This window comes from Nitrospiria bacterium, assembly GCA_036397255.1.
GTDB lineage: Bacteria > Nitrospirota > Nitrospiria > DASWJH01 > DASWJH01 > DASWJH01.
Window position 1 is genome coordinate 1 of sequence record DASWJH010000018.1, and the last position, 23,887, is coordinate 23,887.

Annotated in this window: 22 protein-coding genes and 4 tRNA genes; 1 reads left to right on the forward strand and 25 read right to left on the reverse strand. The window is 41.6% G+C overall.

Going from position 1 to position 23,887, the window contains the following annotated elements:
- The 5 genes from VGB26_02570 to VGB26_02590 form a co-directional block, all read right to left on the reverse strand.
- The coding region (locus VGB26_02570; GenBank protein HEX9756671.1) for a GTP-binding protein at positions 1-150 on the reverse strand (150 nt) is incomplete at its 3' end.
- A 98-nt stretch (positions 151-248) separates the two neighbouring features.
- A tRNA-Thr gene (locus VGB26_02575) sits at positions 249-324 on the reverse strand.
- Positions 325-405: 81 nt separating this feature from the next.
- Positions 406-482, reverse strand: a tRNA-Gly gene (locus VGB26_02580).
- Between the two features lie 56 nt (positions 483-538).
- Positions 539-620, reverse strand: a tRNA-Tyr gene (locus VGB26_02585).
- Positions 621-681: 61 nt separating this feature from the next.
- Positions 682-757: transfer RNA gene (locus VGB26_02590), tRNA-Thr, on the reverse strand.
- A gap of 260 nt (positions 758-1,017) precedes the next feature.
- Between VGB26_02590 and VGB26_02595 the strand changes: the two genes are divergently transcribed.
- Positions 1,018-1,764, forward strand: coding sequence for a hypothetical protein (locus tag VGB26_02595; protein HEX9756672.1), 747 nt, complete (start codon positions 1,018-1,020; stop codon positions 1,762-1,764).
- Here VGB26_02595 and VGB26_02600 read toward each other — a convergent pair.
- The 20 genes from VGB26_02600 to VGB26_02695 form a co-directional block, all read right to left on the reverse strand.
- On the reverse strand, positions 1,761-2,498 hold the full coding sequence (locus tag VGB26_02600; protein ID HEX9756673.1) for an RNA methyltransferase: 738 nt from the start codon (positions 2,496-2,498) through the stop codon (positions 1,761-1,763). The two genes, VGB26_02595 and VGB26_02600, sit on opposite strands and share 4 nt — an antisense overlap.
- Positions 2,499-2,721: 223 nt before the next feature.
- Positions 2,722-3,840, reverse strand: a complete 1,119-nt coding sequence (locus VGB26_02605) for a DegT/DnrJ/EryC1/StrS family aminotransferase (GenBank protein HEX9756674.1) — start codon at positions 3,838-3,840, stop codon at positions 2,722-2,724.
- A gap of 169 nt (positions 3,841-4,009) precedes the next feature.
- On the reverse strand, positions 4,010-5,173 hold the full coding sequence (locus VGB26_02610; protein ID HEX9756675.1) for a glycosyltransferase family 4 protein: 1,164 nt from the start codon (positions 5,171-5,173) through the stop codon (positions 4,010-4,012).
- Entirely contained in the window at positions 5,170-6,522 is a 1,353-nt protein-coding gene (locus VGB26_02615) for an FAD-dependent oxidoreductase (protein HEX9756676.1), read from the reverse strand. The genes VGB26_02610 and VGB26_02615 overlap by 4 nt, the downstream gene beginning before the upstream one ends.
- A gap of 189 nt (positions 6,523-6,711) precedes the next feature.
- Positions 6,712-7,707 carry an MraY family glycosyltransferase gene (locus VGB26_02620; protein ID HEX9756677.1) on the reverse strand — a complete coding sequence of 332 codons (996 nt, stop codon included), beginning with the start codon at positions 7,705-7,707 and terminating at the stop codon, positions 6,712-6,714.
- Positions 7,704-8,702 (reverse strand): glycosyltransferase family 2 protein, encoded by a 999-nt coding sequence (locus tag VGB26_02625; GenBank protein HEX9756678.1) that lies wholly within the window; start codon positions 8,700-8,702, stop codon positions 7,704-7,706. The genes VGB26_02620 and VGB26_02625 overlap by 4 nt, the downstream gene beginning before the upstream one ends.
- A 95-nt stretch (positions 8,703-8,797) precedes the next feature.
- Positions 8,798-9,901, reverse strand: coding sequence for a glycosyltransferase family 4 protein (locus VGB26_02630; protein ID HEX9756679.1), 1,104 nt, complete (start codon positions 9,899-9,901; stop codon positions 8,798-8,800).
- 93 nt (positions 9,902-9,994) lie between these two features.
- Positions 9,995-11,089: a UDP-N-acetylglucosamine 2-epimerase (non-hydrolyzing) gene (gene wecB, locus VGB26_02635; protein ID HEX9756680.1), complete on the reverse strand. Its 1,095-nt coding sequence runs from the start codon at positions 11,087-11,089 to the stop codon at positions 9,995-9,997.
- Positions 11,086-12,144, reverse strand: coding sequence for a polysaccharide biosynthesis protein (locus tag VGB26_02640; protein HEX9756681.1), 1,059 nt, complete (start codon positions 12,142-12,144; stop codon positions 11,086-11,088). Before VGB26_02640 ends, wecB begins: the two co-directional genes overlap by 4 nt.
- Positions 12,131-13,024 (reverse strand): SDR family oxidoreductase, encoded by an 894-nt coding sequence (locus VGB26_02645; GenBank protein ID HEX9756682.1) that lies wholly within the window; start codon positions 13,022-13,024, stop codon positions 12,131-12,133. The genes VGB26_02640 and VGB26_02645 overlap by 14 nt, the downstream gene beginning before the upstream one ends.
- Complete coding sequence (locus tag VGB26_02650; GenBank protein ID HEX9756683.1) at positions 13,021-13,962, reverse strand: class I SAM-dependent methyltransferase; 942 nt, start codon at positions 13,960-13,962, stop codon at positions 13,021-13,023. Before VGB26_02650 ends, VGB26_02645 begins: the two co-directional genes overlap by 4 nt.
- 119 nt (positions 13,963-14,081) lie before the next feature.
- Positions 14,082-15,380 (reverse strand): hypothetical protein, encoded by a 1,299-nt coding sequence (locus tag VGB26_02655; GenBank protein HEX9756684.1) that lies wholly within the window; start codon positions 15,378-15,380, stop codon positions 14,082-14,084.
- 12 nt (positions 15,381-15,392) lie between these two features.
- Positions 15,393-16,583 carry a glycosyltransferase gene (locus tag VGB26_02660; protein ID HEX9756685.1) on the reverse strand — a complete coding sequence of 397 codons (1,191 nt, stop codon included), beginning with the start codon at positions 16,581-16,583 and terminating at the stop codon, positions 15,393-15,395.
- Entirely contained in the window at positions 16,584-18,380 is a 1,797-nt protein-coding gene (locus tag VGB26_02665; protein HEX9756686.1) for a glycosyltransferase, read from the reverse strand.
- Positions 18,381-18,412: 32 nt separating this feature from the next.
- Complete coding sequence (locus VGB26_02670) at positions 18,413-19,270, reverse strand: sulfotransferase (GenBank protein HEX9756687.1); 858 nt, start codon at positions 19,268-19,270, stop codon at positions 18,413-18,415.
- 146 nt (positions 19,271-19,416) lie between these two features.
- Positions 19,417-20,286, reverse strand: a complete 870-nt coding sequence (locus VGB26_02675; GenBank protein HEX9756688.1) for a sulfotransferase domain-containing protein — start codon at positions 20,284-20,286, stop codon at positions 19,417-19,419.
- Positions 20,273-21,520, reverse strand: coding sequence for an ABC transporter ATP-binding protein (locus VGB26_02680; GenBank protein ID HEX9756689.1), 1,248 nt, complete (start codon positions 21,518-21,520; stop codon positions 20,273-20,275). The genes VGB26_02675 and VGB26_02680 overlap by 14 nt, the downstream gene beginning before the upstream one ends.
- Positions 21,521-21,545: 25 nt before the next feature.
- Positions 21,546-22,370 carry an ABC transporter permease gene (locus VGB26_02685; GenBank protein HEX9756690.1) on the reverse strand — a complete coding sequence of 275 codons (825 nt, stop codon included), beginning with the start codon at positions 22,368-22,370 and terminating at the stop codon, positions 21,546-21,548.
- A complete protein-coding gene (locus VGB26_02690; GenBank protein HEX9756691.1) occupies positions 22,360-23,025 on the reverse strand; it encodes a winged helix-turn-helix transcriptional regulator in 666 nt (221 codons plus the stop codon). The genes VGB26_02685 and VGB26_02690 overlap by 11 nt, the downstream gene beginning before the upstream one ends.
- Positions 23,026-23,099: 74 nt before the next feature.
- Entirely contained in the window at positions 23,100-23,885 is a 786-nt protein-coding gene (locus VGB26_02695) for an ABC transporter permease (GenBank protein HEX9756692.1), read from the reverse strand.
- Between the last annotated feature and the right edge of the window lie 2 nt (positions 23,886-23,887).

The window sequence follows — 23,887 nt, forward strand, 5'->3', positions numbered from 1 at the left end:
GATCTTATCGTAGGCTAAATACTCCGCCATCTTCTTTTCTGCCAATACCTTCGTAATCGCCGCGGTCAACGTCGTCTTCCCATGATCCACATGCCCGATCGTCCCCACATTTAAATGCGGCTTCGTTCGTTCAAATTTCGCTTTTGACATACATAACCTCCTAAAAATAATAAATAGGCAAACGATCTAAAACCCTTGGAAAGGTCCAAATATAAGCCACCATTAAGGATACTTTTCAGGCCTGGGGATGGAGCCCTCGACCGGGATCGAACCGGTGACCTCGTCCTTACCAAGGACGTGCTCTACCAACTGAGCTACAAGGGCCTCTCCAGTCGAAAAGTTGCACGCAAAAAAGGGTTTCTCTATTTCCCACATTAGGCCTACCGGTTCAAGATGAACCCAAACTGGAGCGGGAAACGGGATTCGAACCCGCGACCCCCAGCTTGGAAGGCTGGCGCTCTAGCCAACTGAGCTATTCCCGCAAAATTAAACTGCTTGAACCGTTTAAACGGTTTAAAGCGTTTAATTCGAATAAAAGTGGGGAGGGGAGGATTCGAACCTCCGAAGCCTACGGCGACAGATTTACAGTCTGTTCCCTTTGTCCACTCGGGAACCTCCCCTTTTTGATTAGGCTTGAAAAAATTTCATCCACCTCAATCCCACGGTTTATCAAAACGTGCATGGAGCCGATGAGAGGACTTGAACCTCCAACCTACTGATTACAAATCAGTTGCTCTGCCAATTGAGCTACATCGGCAAGGAAAAGGCTGCCTCCCGCCTCTTAAAAACCCAAACTGCGGACCCAATACTTTACAAAATTCCCAACATATGATATGAATTTCTATCAATGGGTATTTCTTTGGAAGGACCTTAGTTAAAAACCAAAAAATGGGTCTTCAAGAAAAATGCTATATCTTATATAGCTAATTAGCCATTGTCAAGGTCTTTTTTCAACCTTTTCCTTTAAAATTTCAACAAGGAAGAAGAATTCTAAGAAACCGCTGGGAGAACCCCTTTATGCTTAATTACAAAAGCCACTTCGCCTTTTTTGCTTTCCTTTTAACCTTTATAATCGCCTCCTCTGGTTGGGCTGGGGGGAATGATTTACAAATTCCTGATCCTTTTTTTGATCAAGATGATTTTAAACAGTTCTCAAGAGAGGCTGGAATAGCTTTGAGCTACGCCCCCTTGGCCCCGGCCGAACCCCTTGGAATCACTGGGTTTGATATCGGTCTTGAGGTAACAGCAGCTAACATTAGCGATGAGGCAGGATATTGGAAAAAACTATTTGTAGATGGAAATCCTCCTAATTACCTTCCCATTCCCAAACTCCATATTCAAAAGGGACTTCCTTTTAATGTTGATTTGGGTCTCATTTATTCTCAAATTCCCGATTCAAACATTGCTTTAATCGGGGGAGAGGTAAAATGGGCACTACTGGAAGGGAGCACCGTTACACCTGCCGCAGCCATCCGGGCCAACTACACACGGCTTCTGGGTGTTTCGGATATCGATCTTGAAACCTACGGGGTGGATGTTTCAGTCAGCAAAGGGTTCGCTTTTTTAACCCCTTATGCGGGTTTAGGACAAGTTTGGATTAGAACCCAAGAGAATTCAAACCTAGTCACTCTTGAAAACGAAAATCTGAATGAAACCAAAGGCTTTGTTGGGGTAAAGACAACGTTTCTCCTCTTTTCTTTGGTGGCCGAAGCTGCCTATGCCAATATTTCCACCTATTCCTTAAGGGCCAATGTCAGTTTTTAATTTCGCTTCAAAACCCCTCTTTGGCGTGCCGCCTCATAAAAAATAATCCCTGCAGAAACCGCTACATTTAAAGAATCTACCGGTGTTTTCATTGGAATGGAGGCTGAAAAATCCGTTTTTTCCATTACCTGTTCTGGTAACCCTGAACCCTCCTGCCCAAATACTAATAAGGTAGGGTTTTTAAAATCTATGTCGTAATAAGGTGTTTGGCTTTGAATTCCTGTGGAAACCGTTTGTATTCCTCTTTCCCTGCAATGGGACAGTACGCCGAACACATCATTTACCGCTCCCAAGGGAATTCGGAAAAGACTTCCCATGGAAGACCGAACCACTTTAGGGTGGAAAGGATCCACCCCCTTTTGTGTATACAGAACCCCTGTTATCCCCGAGGCCTCCGAAACCCTGATGAGGGAACCAAAATTTCCAGGGTCCTGAAGATCCACTAACAAAACCCCAAAAAATCCTGACTTTGATAAGATGTTTTGAACCACCCCTTCCACCCGTTTAAAAATAATAAAAATCCCCTGATTCTGTTGGGTTTCCGATAAAAAACCAGCCACCCTTTCGGAAACACAAAACATTGGAAAACCAAGCCTTGAAACCGTTTGAATTAACTGGGATCCCCTTTTATTTTCTCTGCACCGGTCACTGAAAAAAACCTGCTGGATTAATCCCGGAACCTGACAGGCTTCCTCCCCCAACCGGATTCCTTCAGCCGTGCATAAACCTTCCATACGGCTCTTTTTTTGATTTCTAAGAGACCGATAAAACTTAATTTTTGGGTTGGTGGTGCTTGTGATCACTTGATTTGCACGCAGTGTCGGAATAGGGCGCTCCCTATCCTTTTCCGTTGGATGAGGTGATCGGTCAAGAATAAGGAATCTTAAAAAAGAAAGGAAATCTTTTTTTTAAGTTCTTGAATTTATGGAATTGTTTATTTAAAAAAGGTTTGGAAACTCACGATTTCTTGAAAAACTCAGAAATGGTCTCAACAATAAAAGCTTGTTGTTCAACCTCCAGCTCAGGGAAAATGGGTAAGGCAAGAACCGTTCGGGCCGCATTCTCAGAAACAGGAAAATCTCCTTCTTTATACCCAAGGTTTTTAAAACAAGGTTGGAGATGGAGGGGAAGGGGGTAGTATACTGCCGTTCCGATTTCCTTATCATTTAAAAAAGTTTTTAATTTATCCCGCTGGTCCGTTTTTATCACATACTGGTTAAAAACGTGGGTACATCCCTCCCGGACCTGGGGAATGGAAATTTTTTCTCCTAACCCCGCGCTTTGAAACATTTCTGCGTATCGTTCAGCATTTTCTCGACGTTGTTTATTCCATTGCTCCAGAAATTTAAGTTTAATTTCTAGAATGGCTGCTTGAAGAACATCCAAACGGCTATTGATTCCCACTTCTGTATGAAAATAACCCTCAGCGCTTCCGTGAACCCGAAGTCTTCGGATCAAATCTCCATAAGAATCACTCTGAGTGGTGATTAAACCTCCATCTCCAGCCCCTCCCAAATTCTTCGAAGGGAAAAAACTAAAACAACCAAAAGTCCCCACCGTTCCGGCCATTTCGGAACCATCCCGAGCCCCGGTGGCTTGAGCGACATCTTCAATGATAAAAAGCTCTTCTTCCTCCGACAACACCTTTAAGGGCTTCAGATCAACCATCAAACCGAAAAGATGAACAGGAATAACGGCCTTGGCGTTAGGGGTCATCACTTCTTCAACTTGGGAAGGATTCATTAAAAAAGTGTTAGGATCAATATCGACGAAAACCGGGGTTGCTCCCAAACGGCTGATCACACCCGCAGTGGCAAAAAAGGTAAAAGGAGTCGTTATAACCTCATCCCCGGGTTGGACGCCTAAAGCCATGAGGGACAAGTAAAGGGAATCGGTGCCAGATGCTACACCAACCGCATTTCGAACCCCTAGATAGGAAGCCATTTTTTTTTCAAATTCTTTAACTCGGGGCCCTAAAATAAACCCCTGCTCTTCAAAAATGTCTTTCAGAACGCCCTCGACTTCTTTATGAATCGATTGATATTGTAATTTTAAATCAAAAAAAGGTACCTTCACAAATCCTCCCTAGTGTTTAAAGATGTTTTTTGATTATTATCCGAAATTCTCCAGCTCCAAATAGGAACCCCAATTCAAAACTGGGAATGCAGTATAAGGGTAAATTAAATAAAAGGTAAAGAAAAAAATAAAAAAACGATTGGGATTTCCTTTTTCAAATTTTCTACCCTTAAAGGATTTCTTTAAAATATAAATTTTGATGGGTTTGAACCATACGATTAATTTCAAAAGACTTGACTATCTGTTGACCCTTTTTCCCCATCTTTTTCGCACCCGGCTGATCCTTTAAAAGTTGAATTACGAAACGGCTCATTCCGGCCACATCCCTCGGGGAAACCAGAAAACCATTCCCTCCGTTTTGAACAACTTCAGGAGTTCCATCCACATGGGTCGCCACAATTGGAATTCCGCTGGCCGAAGCCTCCAAAAGGCAAATTGGCATTCCTTCCCAAAGAGAGGTTAATACAAAAATATCCATGATACCGAAAAGGTCAGGAATATCCTCTCTCCACCCTAATAGAAAAATTTTATCTTTCAGCCCAAGGTCTCGAATGGTTTTCTCAATGATAGGCCTTAAGACACCGTCCCCTATCATCACAAATAAACATTGGGGAATCTCCCGTTGAACCATTTGGGCCATTCGAACAAAATCAAGAGGAGCTTTTTGGGGTTTAAAGCAGGCAATCATTCCCACCAGTGGGGCATCGGGAGGAAAACCCAAACCACTTTTTAAATTAAAAGAAGAGTGGCCATTCCGTTTGAAAGCAGACAGATCGATCCCATAATGAACCAAAAGGGTTTTTTCCGGTTTTAAGATTCCTAATGTTTCTCCTTTTTGAATATTGGCGTGGGAAACACCGATTATTCGATCGGTAATTAAAGATGTGAGCTTTTCCACAAAAACCAGACATTTTCTCAAAAATATATTCTGGCGATCGTGGAAACCAAACCCATGATAGGTATGAAATATCAGGGAAACCCCGGCAAAAAAAGCAGCCCATCTACCCAATATACCGGCTTTTGAACTGTGGGTATGAACAATGATTTGCGAAAGGGGAAATAAGCCTTTTTTAATTCGCCTGATAAACCAATAAATATGACAAAAAGCCAGGAAATCTTTAATTGGGTTGATCGGGCGAACCAGGTCTGAAACAAAAAAAATGGTTAAACCGGGAATGTCCTGGGCTTCGGGTTCAAGGATTCCACCCGTCCCCGTAATCAAATATAAATCCACCCCCTTCTCTCTCATTCCCCTCAGAAGGGAAAGGGCCATTTTCTGGGCTCCCCCCAATTCCAGTTTTGTAACGACAAAAACCAAAGCCCCTTTCTTCAATCATCCTCCCCGCTTTTATTTTCCATAATTTCTTGGGCAGTCTGTTTTCCTTGGTAAATCGCATCCTCCATGGAGGTGTGTTCCCAGGCCCCATACCGCCCGATGGAAAAAATTCCCCGCTTTTTTAAATTTTGAAGAAGAGGGGAAAGATGTTTTTGCCGGTAACCGTTAAAGATGACATAAGCATAGTCAATGTTTTGAATTTGGGAAACCACGATCTCATCTTTCTCCTTTAAAATTCCGGACCGAACCAAACCCCGTCTCACTTCCCCAAGCAACACCTCCTTGGGAATCAAAACATTGGGAAGATGGGATATTTCTACATAAAGGGAACTCCTCCCCTTTGGGGCTAGGGAAGGGGAAAAATTCATTGGAAAACCCACCCGGTAAAAGGGGAACTCTTTCTCGGGAAAATAAACCCAATGTTTTTTAGATAATCCATCTCGGTTCACACCTAAATTCACATTATAAACGGAAATATATTCCAGACCTGATGCGATTTTTTTCATGCGTGGTGGAAGGTCATTACAACATTGAATGAACTCAGGAAGAGGCATTGTTGACACCAGAATATCAAAATCCACCGTCCTCCCACTCTTGAGCTTGATATTTTTTTTCTTGAGGCTCACAGCATCAATCTCTTCTCCAAGATAAATATGGGACAGGTTTTTGGCCATCATCCGGGGAAGGGTTTCAATTCCACCTTTTTTGGGATAAAAAAATGAGGGGTTATAACCCAAATCCCTCCGAGTGAGTCCCAAGGCCCCATTGATAACATCCTCTAAGTTGGGTTTCGGAACAAGCCATGAAACCCAATCACTGGTTAATTGGGTTAAGGGTCTTTGCCATAATTTTTCATTAAAAGGGACCATAAAATGGCGTGCAATCCCTTCACCAAAGGTTTGGTGAATCCACGCTTCAAATGAAAATCCATTTTGGGTATTTTTTCGGCCGTCATTCGAATTGGGGAAAACGTTCAATTGATTTTGTTGAATTAGGGACTCAACAAAACCCAAAAGACATTCTTTAATCACCTCGGGGGGAAGGCCGTGAGTATTGGCTTGAAATGGATAAGAAGTAAATACACCCTTGGAGAAAATATAAGATTCCCTTCCATGGCCACCCAATTGGCCCTTCATCAGATTTTCCACGAGGGTTTTAATTTCTGGTTTCCGAAAATGAAGAAGGTGGCCAGTAAAATCAAATGTAAATCCATCCACTTTGGAAGAACGACAAAGCCCCCCCACCCGATCCCCCTTTTCATAGAGTTCATAGGAGGCGCCGTCGAGGTGATAAGCCGTGCTGAGTCCGGCCAATCCTCCACCAATGATAACGATTCTTTTTGACATAACGCCCTCTGCGCTTCTTCTAACAGGGTGAAAACGTTTTTGATCTTTTTGTCGTCATTCCCGTGTAAACGGGAATCCAGGAAACGTTGATTCTAAAGAGCCTGGATTCCTGCCTGCCGGCAGGCAGGCCCGATAAAATCATTCGGGAATGACAAATCAAGGGTCACAGCGATGCGGAGCGATCCCCACCTACAATTTCATATCAATTCGTTTTAGAAAAAAACCGACCAAGGTTAAAACCAAAAAGGTAATCCCTACTAAGAAAACGGCTTTTTCTATAGAAACCTGAATTAATAGAATTCCCAAAAGACCCAAAACCAGGGTAACCCCATAACTCAATAAAACCGTCTGCTCCACAGAAAGTGCCCATTTTCGAAGCCTAAGGGCAAAATGGTCCTGGCTTCCTTTAAAAATTGACATGCCCCTGCGAAAACGAATATAGGAAACAAAAAAGGTATCAAAAATCGGAACTCCCAAAATAAAAATAGGGGCCAGCATTGCAACGGTATTGATCTGAGTATAGCTTCCATTCATCGCCAAAGCTCCAAGCATTAGACCCACAAAAAGGCTTCCGCAGTCTCCCATAAAAATTTTTGCAGGCCGGAAATTATACCGAAGGAAACCCAAAAGACTCCCACAAAGAGTGATTGACATCATGGCTATCATTTCAGCCCCGTTCAAAGCAGAAATGAAAAATAGAACCAAAGCGGAAAGACAGGCAACCCCTGCTGATAACCCGTCCATCACATCAATTAAATTAAACGCATTGACCAGAACAATAAGCCAAATCACCGTTAAGGTGACCTGCAACCAAAACGGCAAAAATGCCAGTTGAATATAAATTCCACTTTTGATCAAAATAAAAATGGCAATAAATTGTCCGACTAATTTAACCTGCGGTGATAAAACCCCTAAATCGTCAATTAACCCAAGGATCAGGACCAAGGTTCCGGATAAGATGATTCCCAAAACTTCCTGGCTAAAAGAAAAGGTAAAAGAGAGACTTAATAGAAAAGCCAAATAGATAGATAAGCCCCCCAAATAGGGAACAGGTTCCCTATGGCTTTTTAAATGCCCATCCGGTTTGTCCACAATCCCAAACTTTAAAGCAGCTTTTCGGGCAATGGGTGTTCCGTATAAAGACACCAGAAATGCAATTGCAAAACCAAGGAGATGGAAGATCATGACACGGTTTTATGCTCAAAATTAACAAAAGGGTGGTTTTTATTTTGAATCATTTTTCGCTTCATAAAGGCCCTTTTCACCAGATGCATTTTCTTTAAAATATCCAAAACCAATACGGGACGAAAAATAAAAATATAACCCCATAAAAGGATTTCATAGAAGAGAATAAAAGGTAAATCCCTCAGAAAATTCCCCATGCGGTCATTTTTTATTATTGTCAAATAACGGTTTAGAACAATATCCACTTGAATGGAACGGGGACGGCGGGTAAATTCGAAGCGAGAAAAAAACCATGAATGTTTACTTTTTGGGGAATTGGTTCCCCCCCGGCAGTGATAGGCAAGGGCATGGGGGGTATAAAACCCCTTCCATCCCCGGTTTCGAGCCCTCCATCCCAAATCAATATCCTCATAAAAGGCAAAAAAATCTTCGTCAAAGTACTCTCCTGGTATTCCAATATCTTCCAACATTTCTTTTCGATAAAAAGCGACAGCCCCACAAATGGAGAAAACCTCCCCCGGTTTTTGAAACTGATCTTGATTCCTTTGGCCATACCCCAATTCAATTGCCCGTCTATTTCTTCCAAGGATTTGGCCACAGGAATCAATGAAAAACCGGTCAAACCGTAGAATTCGGCCAGTTACCATCCCAATTCGTTCATCCCATGCAAGTACTTCTTCCATTTTTTCAACATAATTTCTTTCCAATTCGGTATCGGAGTTTAGGATCAAGAAATGGGTCCCCTTTCCCAGCCGGATTCCTTGGTTACAAGCAACACTAAACCCCCGGTTTTCTTCATTGCAAATGGTAACCAGGTTTTTTTCCTTCCCCAACACCTTTAAGGATTCATCGGTGGAATGATTATCCACAACGATAATCTCTAAGGGAAAAACCGTTTGAGAATGGATGGATTGAATACAATTCCGCAAATAACTCCCCCCATTCCAATTAACTATAACCACCGTTGTTCGAATGGGCGTCTTTACCTTCACCATGGTAACCTGTTTAAAATCCTTATTAATTAATGAATGGGAAATTTTTTTTAACCCCTGGTAACTCCAAAGGGCCCACCTAAAATTTTTATATCTTTTTAAGAAAGGATTTTGAGAAAGGCTTCCTCCAATTTCCCTTTTTGATCTTCCAAATTAAACCGGTTATGGACCCATTTTTTCCCCTCTAAACCCATTTGTTTTCTCAGCTTTTCATTTTGAACCAAAGAAGTTACTGTAAGGGCCATGGACTGAATATCTCCAGATGGAATCAAACAACCGGTAACCCCGTGGTGCACTACTTCCGAAATTCCGCCCACATCAAAAGCAACAACGGGAATTCCGTTGGCGCTGGCTTCCAAACTGACCAAAGATAAACTTTCATTAATTGAAGTCACGACTAAAATATCTAAACGCCTCAGCAATTCCTGTATTCGGTAAATGGGGCCGGTAAAAATAAGCCGGTGGTCCAACCCCAATTTTCGTCGGAGGGTTAATAACCGCCGATAATAAAAAGACTTGGAATCGTATTTGCCAACAACCAAAAATAAAGCTTGAGGGATTTTTTCTAAAACCTCTACTGCCATTTTTAAAAACCGATCAATCCCTTTCGTGGGTTCCACCAATCCCACTAATCCAATCAAAGGCCTTTCGGAGGGAATATCCTTAAAAATCTGGTCCTCTCGGGACCCATTTTGAAAATCCCCGTTTAAACTCACCCCCGCGGGAATTTTTACCAAATTGGGAAACACACCATCTAGAAATAAATGTTTGGCAACGGCATTGGATTGAACCATTACCCGAGCACTGAAAACCCTCAACATCTTGGAGATAAAAAACCGAAAAAAAGAAGGCAAAAGGATTTCATGGGCCATGGTAATATGGGGAATTTTAAAAACCTTGGCAGCCAAAAGTCCATGAAGAATTACACTGGTATTACTAAAAACAAGATCGAAGGACACCTCTTTCATTAGAAATCTCACCTTGTAGAAATTGCGTGCAAGAGCATAAAACCCCCTTAAATAAGCTAAGGGTCTAAAGCGAACGGGAAAATATCCCGGGGTTAAAAAAAATACCTCACGGCAAAGTGGACGAAAAAATTCAAAAAAAGGACCCTGGGGTGCCGCCAGGTAAAGTTCAAATAATTTCGGATTCAGGTTTTTCATAATCTGAAATAAGGTTCGCTCAGCTCCCCCCATTTGCATACTATGGGAAACGAATAATAATCGGTAACGTTTATCCTGAATTTTAGATTTCTCCTTACCTGAATGAAATTTGTATCCTTTTAGCTTCCTCTCTCATTCGCCCTTTTCCCCTTCAGCCCCCAATAAAATTTTCACGACAGTTGAAGAAACATTTTCCCTGGTATACTCCTCGGGAGGCAACCCCTTTCCTTTTTGATAGAGAGAAACTTTGACACAAGCTAGGATACGATCCGGTTCCACCCCGCTTAGGATTCCGCTCCCGGTTTCAATGGTTTCGGGCCTTTCGGTTGTATCTCGGATGGTGACATTTGGAACCTTTAGAATGGAACACTCCTCTTGGACGGTACCGCTGTCACTTAAAACACAAAGGGCTTGTCTCTCCAAAGCAATAAAATCAAAAAAAGAAAAAGGAGAATGAAAATGAATTTTTTCGTTTTGGTTCTGAAATCCAAATTGCTTGACCCGGTCTTTCAGCCGAGGATGTGCACTTAAAATGATGGGAACCTGGTACTCTCGCTGTAATTGATCAAGCCCTTTAAATAGGCTCCTCAAACGACTCTCTACATCTACATTTTCAGCTCGATGCGTGGTCACCAGAAAATACCCCCCGGATGTCAGGCCAAGATTTCCTAAGATGGGTGACCGCTGGATTTTCGAATCATAAAAACGAATCACTTCAAAAATCGGGTTACCCGTTACAAAAATACGGTGACCCGGTATCCCTTCTCTCAGTAAATTGGCGCGACTTCGTTCCGTATAGGGCATTAAAATATCGCTACAATGATCAATGGTGCGGCGGTTGATTTCCTCGGGAACGCGATCGTCAAAACAACGGTTTCCTGCTTCCATATGAAAAACCCGAATCCCCAAACGTTTAGCCACCAGAGCAGAAAGACCGCTATTGGTATCCCCTAAAATCAAAAAGCGATCCGGTTTTTCTTTAGTCAAAACCTTTTCACTCTCCACTAGAATTTTGGCCAACTGCTCCCCAAATGAACTGCCCCTTACCCCCAGGTAATAATTTGGCCTTCGAATGGCCAGGTCTTTAAAAAAGACATCACTCAAAGTGGGTTCAAAATTCTGCCCACTATGAACCAAGACATGGTCGCAAACCTCATCCAAACTTTTCATAATTAAACTGAGGCGAATAATTTCGGGCCTTGTGCCGAGAAGTGTAAGGATTTTCATACCTTTAAATTTTCTTTGATCCCTGTGGAATGGGGTTTCAAGTAATTGCATTTCTTTAGCAATTCTTCCAGGGCCTCTTTGGTCATCACATGATGGGCAGAACTAAACTCATTTCCGATGGGTTTTTCAGAAGATAAAGGTGACCGGAGTTCCGGCAAAATGGGAAAAATGACATAGAAATTCCCTCGTTGAATGGTGCGATGCGCTTCTTCCTCTGAAACCAGCGATTCATGTATTTTTTCTCCCGGACGGATTCCTGTAACCACCGTTTGGATCGGGCGTTTATCGATGAGGGTTTCCGTAATATCCACCACGCGGGCGGATGGAACCATGGGAACATAAGTTTCCCCTCGGTGGGCATGTTGATAGGCAGCAAAAATGGTATCCACTGCCTGATCTAAGTCCAATAAAAACCGTGTCATTTCCGGAGTGGTGATGGTCACAGGCCCCCCATTGGAAATCTGGTTTTGAAACAATGGAATTACAGAACCCCGTGATGCGAGAACATTCCCGTACCGAACACAAACGAAACGGGTTTTATGACAATCCAGGTTGGCACGAATAAAAATCCTTTCCTGAACCGCCTTCGTCATCCCCATGACATTGACCGGTTTACATGCCTTATCCGTAGAAATTCCCACCACAGTCTCTACGGGTAGATCGCGGTCTCGAATTTCACGGACAATGTTTTCTGCTCCCAAAATATTGGTCTGAACCGCTTCGAATGGAAAATATTCACACGTCGGAACCTGTTTCAGTGCGGCGGCATTAAAGACAACATCCGATTCCCTCAACATGGCACCGATACTATGTCGATCCCTAACGTCACCGATATGGAAGCGCAATAGATGTTCGAAGTTCCGGTAAATGACCTCATCCGTTGCAAATTTAAGGTTTTGGTATTCCAATCTCATTTCATGTTGCTTTGCTTCATCACGGGAAAACACGGTGATCTGTTTTGGGGTCCCAAATTCTCCGGTTAATATTCGCCTAACCAGGACCTTCCCTAAAGATCCGGTTCCACCGGTCACAACAACCCTTTTATTGGTTAACATGAATCCTCCTCATTTGGTGATAGGGGGTGGGATCTTCAGCTAATTGTTGAACCATCTCTTGCCAAGTCGGAGGTAAAAATCCAAATTTAGAACGGAACCGGCCGCTGTTTAAACTCCGGTCGCAACAGAGGGTCTCATTGCCGTTAATATGAATGCTGATTTTAAAATATTTTTTGAACAGTTGAAGAAGGTCGTACTTACTAATGGGGTCGGAGGAGATATGCCAAATCCCTTGGAGATCTCCATGGTTCTCAATTACATCTAAAAGAAACTTTCCAAAGGCCTGTGTCGTAAAACCACTGAAAATGGAACGGGAATAACCCCACACTTCTTTTCCTTGCTGACTCAAAAACCACTCCACCAACCCGCTGGCACCCAGGAGCTCCCGCCCAATTAGGGACGTTCGAAAGGTCAATGCCTTTGGCCCGGTAACTTCCCCTAGTAATTTGGTCCTTCCATACAGATCCGGTCCATCAGGAATATCCAATTCTGAATAATTGCCAACCTTTCCCGAAAAAACACAATCCGTACTAATATGAATCATTTTTACCTGGTTTAATTCGCAGACCTGAGCCAATTGATGGGGAAACAAGGCATTAATCATTATGGCAGACTGGGGATTACTCCCTAGACGCCGTTGCTTCACTAGCCCAATTCCATTTACCACAATAGAGGGATTCAATTCCCCAATAGCTTTTTTGACCGTTTCAAACTGTTCTGCCCGCACATTTCCAACCAAATTGGAAGGGGACAGGACTGGGTGTCCCTCGAATTTTAAAACGTCACCCCGGACCGTACCCCAAACCTCAAACTTGGAGGAGAAAACCTGCATTAATTTATGTCCCAGCATTCCATTGGCCCCTAAAACCAAAATCCTCATGGGTTATCTCTCCTGTCCCCAACTCTTCTAATCCAAAAGCTTCCACTGGTTGCCAAATGTTTTTGGGGGTCATAATGAGGAAATGCAGCCTGGAACTCTTTGATCCGTTCGGTCATCAAAAAACCCATGGGCAATAAAATTTCATAATCACGGTTTAAACACAGAAAGGATTGCAATAAATAGGCTTCGGTCCAAAACATTCGAAAATGGGGATTGGTGGCATAGACCTTAGGATATTCATAGGGAAGGCCAATATCGTGGAAATGGACCACCACACCGGAAGACAAGCGGGGCAAAACCTCTAAAATTAAAAAATTCACATCGCTTCCAGTACGAACCGTATGCCCTGAATCAATAAATAAAATATCGTTTTTATTCAATTCCTCAAAAAGTTTTAAATCTTGGATTTCCACCCCTTGTTTGATAATGCGAGCTACAGGGGACATTTTTTTTTCAATCTCGGTTTTGGGGTATGGGTCCACGATGGTGTATCCAAAGGAACTTCCAAACATTTTCCGGTTCAGTTGGATGGCATCTAAAATAACCTTGGAAGAATTTCCTGAGCCAATTTCAATTACTTGAGCAGGTTTAAAATGGCGGATCATACAATGGGTGCTGGCTGCGCAGCCAAAACTAAAGGACCCATTTTCAGTAAAAAATCCTTCCTCATTCCCCACGGGTTGAGGGGGCCAATGGCATTCATCCCCAAACTCCCTTCCCACCTTTTGTAAAAATTGACCCTGCTGACTGCAATTAAAATTCAATCCAGCCAGTTCACTTTTGCGATCCCAAACCCGTCTGCTTTCTAATTCTTCTAAATCGGGGATCGGTGAATAAAAGTGAATTGGCAAGGGGAGAAAACCTTTTTTTAAACAGAGGTCACTGCCCACCCCCGTCTGGGCCACCTGTTTAAAATGGTCCACCAAATAAGAGGTCAACTTTTTGTGACCCCAAAATAAAAAAGGAGCAATCAGTCTGTTTTTAATTATTCTCTTAAAAATTCCCATCATTTTTCCTGACCAAACTTTTCCTTGAGTTTCCGTTCATTTCAATGAAATTAAGTCTGGTGAATTCTCATTTCTGAAACAGAGGAATTTTCCCTTCCGGAACATTCCAGGGAATTTGCCAATAAAATAATTCGATGTTTCCGGTGGGAGGGAAATTCTTTTATTCCTTCAAAGTATTTCTCAATCAAGGGTCTTTGACTTTCATTGATTTCAAAAACAGCCTTTTTACATTTCATTTTGGATAACGCCTTTTCTTGGAGCGTGGCATCCCCATAATGATGCAAAACATTCAAACACATAATGACATCACATTCCGGAATATCGTCACCCCCGATCCATTCCTTAAAAACCACATGGCCTCCCCTCACTTGATTGATCATTCGCGCTGTTTCCAACGCCGTTGAGCTTCGGTCCAACCCGGATACAATCCCCCCACATTCCTCCACTTTGAAACAAAAATATCCATGGAAACAGCCCAAATCAACGACCCTTGCTCCTTTCCAATCTACTAGGTCTTTAATATGGTTCCACGTTTTAAATGAATTTGAATAACCAACAAAACCAATAACTTCAATATCCTGATAGCCAACATCATATTGTCCTTCTAACTCATTTAATCGGGTTTTTAATCGAAATGCATCATATTGAATACGGTTTAACATCTCCCCTTCCGTTGTAAATTCATTACGAAAGGAATCATAAAAAAGTATATTTTCAAACCTTTTCATTCCGGGTAAAGTAAAATAAAAGGAATTTCGATATTCCGATAAATATCGCAGGACCTCTTTTCGTTCAAATTGCACACTTCGTTCAATCATGAATTTCCACCACGAAACCTTTGCACGGACATAACCCCGAAAATTTTTTAGGATATTTCTTATACCTTTTTTTGCTAGAACTTCTCTCTTTTTCGCCTTTTCGAAAACTCTCCTTACCCATTCCTGTTCGTTTGGACAATACACATAAATCACCAGAGGATTATTGATTGCCGCATATTCGAAAAAATCTGACCAAGTCCCTTTTTCATCAATTGGAATGGCATCCATCATAAAAGAAGGGGGTAAGTTGTTTAAAATAAATTGACTTTGATTTTCTTTCTTATGATAGACAAACTGGTTATCAAAACTGATATAAGGTACATTTTGTTCTTTCGCATATTTTTTCGCAAAAAAGGTTTTTCCACTTCCATATACACCTGTAACAAAAATTTTCTCATTTTTTTTATTTTTTGGATTAGGAATGGGTTTCCAGGTTATTTTTTTCCATCTGACAGAGGTTACATGGATTAAAACTTTAAATAAGAAAATCAGCCTTCGTTTTACAATGTTTACTTTTTCTAATACTGGCAAAAACCCCATTTTCTAGTTTGTTCCTCTATGATTTAATACTTTTTCATACATAGAAATGACTTGGGATTGAATAACCGTATAATTGAGTCGATTTAATATGGTCCGATGATTCAAATCGGAAGCATGGTCAACCAATGGATCATCCGAAATGGCAAGCTGGATGGCATTGGCAATGACCTGAGGGTCCTCCGGATGAACCAGGAGAGCCGTCTCATTATGCTGGACCCACTCATAAGCACAACTTGTGTTAGATTGAATAGGAAAGGAACCCATCACCATTGCTTCAAGCAAGGAAGTGCTTATTGCATCACTGATACTCAAACCGATGGAAATTCTGGCTTGTCCATGCAAACGCAACATTTCCTCATGGGAGCAATAAGGAATAATTTCAATGGGTATTCCTGTGGTTTGGGAAACCAATTCTGCTGCGATTTGGACATCTCGGCCAGATGAAAAAACTCCAATTCGGTATCCTCTAAGTTTATCTGCACAGAGTTCAATGGCCCGGAGGCCAACCAGTGCCCTCCCCGCCCATCCTTGGTAACCTTTTAACAAAATTAGGCGTCTTGAGGAAGTGGGACCAACTCCTCGAAATTTTTCTAATTTTTCTAAGGCGAACCCTCCTGAATTAGGCAGTGTGGGAAGGGCTTCTCCTTTAAACCCAAAGGACCAGGCCAATTTCACATCCCTTTGACATTCGCATGTGTAGTAGTTACAGGCCGATAAAACCCTTCGAATGCGATCAGCGTGTTCTGATAAACGTCCAAAGAGATAAATATCGCTTCCCCAATTGGTGGCAATCCAGGGCGGAAACTCCCCACCCAATTTTTCTCGTGCTTCCAAAGTCAAATACCCTGCATGTTGAATTTCAAGTGAGTGAACAATATCAGGCTTGATTTTCTGGATTTTTGATACGAGACGGGAAGATTGGCTAAACTTATTCGGCCACATTTTTTCCAAACCGGCTGAAAACCGGGTTCTCCCCTTATCAAAAGGAAACCACCATCCCGTTTGAACCAAACTGGGATCCAACCCCCCTGACGGCCGACGGAAAAATGGGTGGACCGTTACTTTATTAAGCGATTGATGGGGATGGGTCTCATCAACTGGGAAAAGATGGATATCCCATTTATCTCTAGGCAACTGTTTGATCCACCTTGCGGTATGGATACTATTGGGCATTGCCACAAAGAGAAGTTTCACTTATTTTCTCTCTTCAAAAAGTTTCAAGAAATTTAACCTAACTTTTTCTAACCCAAAATCCTCTATGGCACGATTACGTGCATTTTTAATCAGCTTTTCCCTTACACTTTCATTTTCTAAAATAGAATATATGGTGTCCCTTAGCTGCACAGGGTCTTTTTGATCCACAACCCATCCGCACTGATGGTGCTTAAAATATTGAGCCAAAAACGAATTTTCCGGAGCATGGACTAAAATAGGACGGCCGCTGACCAAATATTCCCCCAGCTTCCCAGGAGCGGATGTTCTGATAACATCTGGAAAAGGAGAATCAAAGGCCAAGGGTAAAAAAAGGATATCTGCTTTTTGCTGGACTTTAGAAATAACTGAGGGCAACTGGTGACCTTTGTAAATCACCGGACCACAAATTCCTTCCTGCTCAAGTTTTTTAAAGGGCTGAGAGGTATATACATACAAATTTATTTTATAGCGTTCGATGAGCTGAAGGGCGCCAATTAACCGTTGAAATGCGTCGTAATGCGCCTGGTAGACAGCCCCAGTGTAAACCATTTGGACGGGTTGGTTTAAACTGTACCGGATGGACTCCTTCTTTTCCTCCTTTACCGGAATCTCACAAGGGTTGTGTACAACCAAAGGGGTAATTTTATATCTCGATCGATATTGGTCAAATAAATACTCGTTGGGTACAATCACTCCTGATGCACCCCTGATGACAACGGGTTCCACCCACCGTGCAAATCTGCGAGAAATAGGATTAATCCATTGGCCCCTGAAATCATCAAATATGTAAACGTAAAACTTGATATTTGCCATCCGTGCGGCTAAATATCCGGCTGGTAAATCGTATTGGTCTCCTGTACAGGCCAAAAGGGCATCGCATTTCTCTTGTCTAATTAAGCGAAGGATGTTTTTCGCCCGTTGATAAACCTGATAAAAAGCGCTAAGGGGTTTCAGGAAATTCCTAAAAATGAAAGACCTTAATCCCTTCATTTGATTTTCTGGGGGAAGGTGCAGGTATTTTGACAACAATTTTGATTCCGATTTCTGTCTCCAATCATAGGGATCAAACTCGTATTTTGTTTTTGAAATTAAGCAATATCCTTTTGGATCAAAATCACGAAATAATCGATATAAAACCATTGCCTGTCCTGAAGGAGATGGGGGTAAAATGTGAGAAAGGACCCCTAATTTTACAGGCAAGGCATCAATTTTTCGCTCCTTTATAGCCCAAAATGCACCAAAGGGGGGTTCAAGGGCTTCACCTTTGGCATCAGTGGTATGGTATTTTTTTGAAGCGAGAACTTCCCACTTGGAATCGAAATCGTTTGGGGTCCATCCTGATTTATGTGCCTGCCATTGTCCTCCCCGAAAACCCCATGCGTCCTCTTCTCCCGCTTTGTATTCCTGGGGAACAAATCCCAGTGGCGTGAACACTATAATTTGCCTTCTTGCAATTCGTTCACACTCTGAAATTAAACTTCGCCCAGACTCTTTTTCCAAATGCTCGACAACATCCAGTAAAAAAATGCTGTCTACCGATTGATCGGGCATCATTCTTACCAAATTTTGTGCTTCCTCTTGAACAATCACCACATTGAAAATACCTTTAAAGCGACCTTGGAGGTCTTGGACGTATTCCAGGTGGGGTTCGCAGCAAATGTGCAATTTGGGATGGAAAAAACTCTGAGGACGAATTCCACACCCTATATCAAGCACAACATCCACATCTTGAATGAGATCTATAATTGCACGATCTAGGGATTCCCTATCGAACCATTGAATGCTCATGTCATCCATATAAATAGTTTCTCACCTTGAAAATTCCAGAACTACGGACAGTTCCAGTGATTCAAATCACGACCTAAAAATTCTCCGAGGTTTTTGTTATGGCTATAATACAAATCAAACATTCTTTCTCTGATTTCAGAACTCAATTGATGTCTACTCGGAAAGTTAGCCCCTACAACTTCCTTGGTATTGATTTGATTAAGAAATTTTCCAATCTTACTTCCCCGCAATTTATTTTTATTTCTTTCCAAGAATCCTCCTAGCACTTTACTTCTGGGTAAAAGAAGATTCATGGGATTGATCTGCTTCCTTACCGATGGAGGTACAAAGGTTGGATTAACCTGCAGGAAACGGAAAACCGCCTGGATATAGGCTGTTGGATCCTTTTCTAGATCCTCATAGAGGAGAACTAGAATTGACTCTCTGGGATACATATCAAAATATTTCTGCAAATGGTCTAAATAAAACCCCTCTCTCCCATATACCTCGGTATGGTAAATCATAAATTGCCTAAAGGAATAATTTGTCCAAAAGATATCTGGATTAAATCGCAAGAAAAGCCGATACCATGAAAAAGCTCGATCGGATTGATCTCTCAGGCAACAAATTAACTTAGCCTTAGGAATACATTGATTCATTAAGTGGGGTGTATCATCATCAAACAAATAAATCGGGGTTATCTCACCCCATGTCGTAATTCCAGGCTTCAAATGTTTTTCAAATTGTTCAGAGTACCAGGTTAAACCTTTCGACCAGTTCGAGTGCACCATCCTTCGGGTTGTAAAAAAATAGACCTCGCTTGGGGGCAGGGCAATCTGGGGATGCTCTGAAAGACATTGAGCTAGCCAGCGTGTCCCACACCGAGGGGCCCCTATCCCCACAAATGCTGGAAGAACCATTTTTTAAAACCTTTTTTTTCCTTTCCAATTAAGGGAAATCCAGAATCCCACCCACACAGGTGAAGGCTCTTTTTCTCAAAGAAATTGACTACATTACGAAGATGTGTTCGAAATATAAGACTACCCTAAAGCGCCCTAACCCATGCTCATAGTTCATAGCCATAAGCCCTATAAATTGCTTTATCAGCCTCTAACTTTGCCATCATCATTGGGTCCAAATACTCTTTCCATCCACCTATATTTCCGGCTCTAAACGTCGGAGAGAGTTTGTTAAACAAACCATTGGCTATATTTTGGATTTGATCCTCTTTAAGCGGAATGCCAATATGTTGGGAAATACATTTGATGGTCTTGAGCTGTTTCTCGCGGTCTCCCCTTCCTTGGCGGCCAATCAAATCTTCAAACCTGATAATCAGACATCGTTCATCTTTGAGCCACGGAGAAAATCGCCGATACCGTTCTGCTAAACTTAGCAATCCAGTTTTTCCCGCCAAAACATTATCCGGAACCCCCTGAATTGAACAAAGGATGCGTTCCATATCCGAATTCAAACCCCGGAAATATTCGTGGAGACGATTGGAAGATCGTGTTTTCACATAAAACGCCAGCGACACTGCCACATCTCGTGGATCTCTGACAATAAGAACATGAGAAACGGAAAACTGTTTTAGAAAGGAACCAATTTCTTGGTCATAGTAAAGATGGCCATATAGATATTCTCCCTCCCTCAGTTCTCTCAGTGAGGCCTTAATTTCCGAAAATGACATTAGAAAATCCACTCCTCGATTTGCGTTTTGAAGACCTTCCATATTTTTGAATACCTCAAGAAGTAAATTTGTTCCTGCCTTTGGAATGCTATTCGCTAATATTTTTGGTCTTGCGCTTCTGGAATTCTTGAAAAAAACCCACCTTTGTATCCAATGAATGATTCCCTGCTTTGCAGCATTTTTCCTCCCCATAACCATGCGTGGTGAGTATTCTATCCCCTTTTCCCTTTTAATATTATTGATCGCCATCAACCTTCCATTCAAACGGATAGACTAAAAGTCCAATGTTGCGTCCATAATCAAAGGCGGTCCCAAAAATATCAAAGCGGAGAATATTCTCAAGAACATCAAGCCTTCCTTTACCTGGCTCATTAAAAGCAACAGTTAAAAGATAACTGGCAGGTCCTAAAAACCGTCCTGGGATTAGTAATCTGGCATGGTAAACGCCTGGGCCCACTGGATAGCGAATACTGTTATAATCCCACGTTGTGGTTGAAAAAACGACAACACCATCGTAACGGGTTACTGAAACAAACACCCTCCAGTTAAGGAATTTCCGTTTACAGCAAAAAGTTACATGTACATAGATGGGAGAAAAAATGTTAAAACTTGGAGTTACTTCGCCATATTGGTCTCTCAAATCCACGGAACGAATGAATACTTCTTTCGTATTTTCTGGTTCAGAAAACTCGACTCTTCCATCAGATGTAAACAAATTTGAGGTTAAATACGTTTGAACTGCTTTTTCCGGAAGGCCATTTGAGCGGATTCTCCCGTTGTCAATCCAAAGGGCATAGTTACACAGTTTTACAATTGAAGCCATATTATGGCTCACAAACAAAACGGTTCGTCCCCCTTTGGCAACGTCGCCAATTTTACCAAGGCACTTTTCCTGGAAAGTTGCGTCCCCCACCGCCAAAACCTCATCCACCAAAAGAATTTCCGCCTCCAGATGAGCAGCCACAGAAAAGGCTAACCTAAGATACATTCCAGTGGAATAACGCTTAACAGGGGTATCCAGAAATTTCTCTATTTCTGCAAAATCCACTATTTCATCAAATTTCCCGTCGATTTCCTTTTTCTTCATGCCCATCAAAACACCGTTTAGATAAATATTTTCCCGACCGGTTAAATCTGGATGAAACCCGGTTCCCACTTCCAAGAGACTGGCCACTGTTCCCCTTAGTTCGGCCTTACCTTCCGTAGGCTCAGTAATTCTACTTAAAATTTTCAATAAAGTGCTTTTTCCTGTCCCATTACGACCGATTATTCCAACAACCTCTCCGGGTTTCACCTCAAAAGAGACATCCCTTAAGGCCCAAATTACTTCCCTTTGGCCATAAGATGGGCTCTTCTTTCCATTTTTTAGGAAGGAGTTTTGGAATACCTCCGAAACTTTTTGTTGAAAAAATGGAAAACCCTTGGCTGCTTGACCAAGTGTATAGCACTTGCCTAACCCTTTGACGGCAATCGCCGGATCCATTATCTATACCTTTTTAAAAAACTGTTTATAAAGCATCAACAAATTTATGTTCTGACCGAATAAAAAAAATAAAACCACACAAAAACAAACCAAAGCAAAGAAAAGTGGAAACCATAAGTCCAAAAATGTCATAGGGTTGATTTACCAATGCTGCTTTATAATTTTGAACAATGCCAGTCATGGGGTTAAAATAAAACCATTTCTGCCAAGATTTTGGAATAATACTCAATGGATAAATAATAGGAGTTAAAAACATCCAACCCTGGAGCAAAAGAGGAACCATAAACCGAAAATCCCGAAAAAAAACATTCCAAGCGGCTAAAAACATCCCTATTCCAATTGCTGAAATAACGGTCAAAAATACCAAAAATGGGATTAAAATAATTTCTCTTCCTGGGGAGAATCTGTAATAAACCATTAAACCCACTAGAAGTACATTGGCCAAAAAAAACTCAATTAATGCAGGACCCAAGGTGGACATGGGAATAATAAAACGAGGGAAAAAAACTTTTTTAATAATATTTGAAAACCCAACCACACTTTCTGTCGATTGGGAAATAATCGACACAAAGAGAATCCAAGGAAGTAACCCCCCTAAAACAAAGAGGGGATAGGGTACCCCATTTGAAGGAACACCTAGGACTTTCCCAAAAAAAACACTTAAAATTAATATTTGGGTGATCGGTCGAACCAAAGCCCAAATGGGCCCTAAAAATGTCTGTTTATATTTAACTTTAATACTTCTTAGAACCAAAAAATAAAACAGATCAAAATAATGGATAAAATCTTTAAATTTTACTGGGCGAACACCTTTTCGGGGTTCTATAATCGTTAACGGTTTAACTTCCATTCGAATAAATCCACGCTTTATTACTTTTTTCCTTCCTTAAACTATGTTCTCCAGGGTTCAAAAAAACCATTTCTTCTTCTCCCACACCATTAGAAATCAACGCTTCCCGGTGGTTCTGAACTTTACCTAATTCAATTGGATTGGGTATTAATATTATTCGATCGAATTTATTTCTGCATACCCATGAAAATGGTTCAATCTTATGACCACAAAAATTTTTACCAACCCTCTCTTCATCAACTACTCCAACAACTTCAAGGTCGGTTTCCCCTATGGAAAGAAACGCAAGTTCAGACATCCCATCCGTCCCACAAAGCACAACTCTTCTCACACCATATATTTGAAGGTCTTCAAAGACCCCAAGCCATTGCTGTCTAAGTTCCTTAAAATTTTTCCAGGAAAATTGTATATACCGGAAGGATAAAGCCGTTTTTTCTGAAAATCCATTGGGGGTAAGATAATATAAATACCTTTTCCCAGGAATCCCCTTAACTTTGATCAAACCCTTCTTAATAAGACGTTTTAGATATAGATTAGTACACCCAAGTGCAACCCCCAGGCGTTCACTAAGGACCCGTTGGGTTAATTGATTGTTTTTTGAAACCTCATTTAGGATATGTAACGTTCGAAGGGCTTCATCATCCAAACTGTTCATTATATGAACAGTCTAACGTAAATTCGGAACCTGTCAAGAAACCCAAAAAAGGGTGGGAGAAATTAGAAGAGGGGTTATTTAAATTCCCGCCTTTGGAAAATAACCGAGGAAATAACAAACAATAAACTGACGTAAAGGAAGGCATAGATCGAGGTTAACAGAAAATAGGAAGGTTCCACCAAAACCTGATGAACAACTTGTCCTTTAATGTCAAACTGATCAAGGTTGGGAAGGATATAATACAGACCTTTTAACAAAACACTTAAAAAACCTATGGAAACTTTCTGACTCAACCCCACCAAATCTCCGCTGATATGACCGATTACATAAATGAAAATGGAAAATATGGCCGCAAGGGTAGAGGTGGTAAAGGTGGAAAACAAAAGGGCAACCCCCGTGATGATCATTAACTCCAAGTAGATGAGAAACACCGCCTGCAAAATTCGAGGTTCCACGTTCCACATACTATGGCTCCAGCGAACCTCATTGACCATTAACACCAAATAAAGCCCTACGGTCATAATCATAGAATTCACCAAGAGGGTTAACAGTAAACCGGCATATTTTCCCAAGAGAAATTGAGACCTGCCAATGGGTTTTGAAAGAACCGTGTAAATGGTCCTTTTCTCGATTTCCTTGCTCACTAAACCAATCCCCAAAAAAATGGCAATCATCACTCCGAACAGGTTGATACTGGCCAACCCAATGTCCATAATTATTTTAGATTGTTCTCCCACCGTCAGTGTTGCAATCAAAATTGACCCGCCAATCAGGAGAAGGGCAAAAATCAGCAAATTGTATAATATTTTATCCCGAACCGCTTCTTTAAAGGTATTATAAGCAATGGCAAAAAGTTTCATCC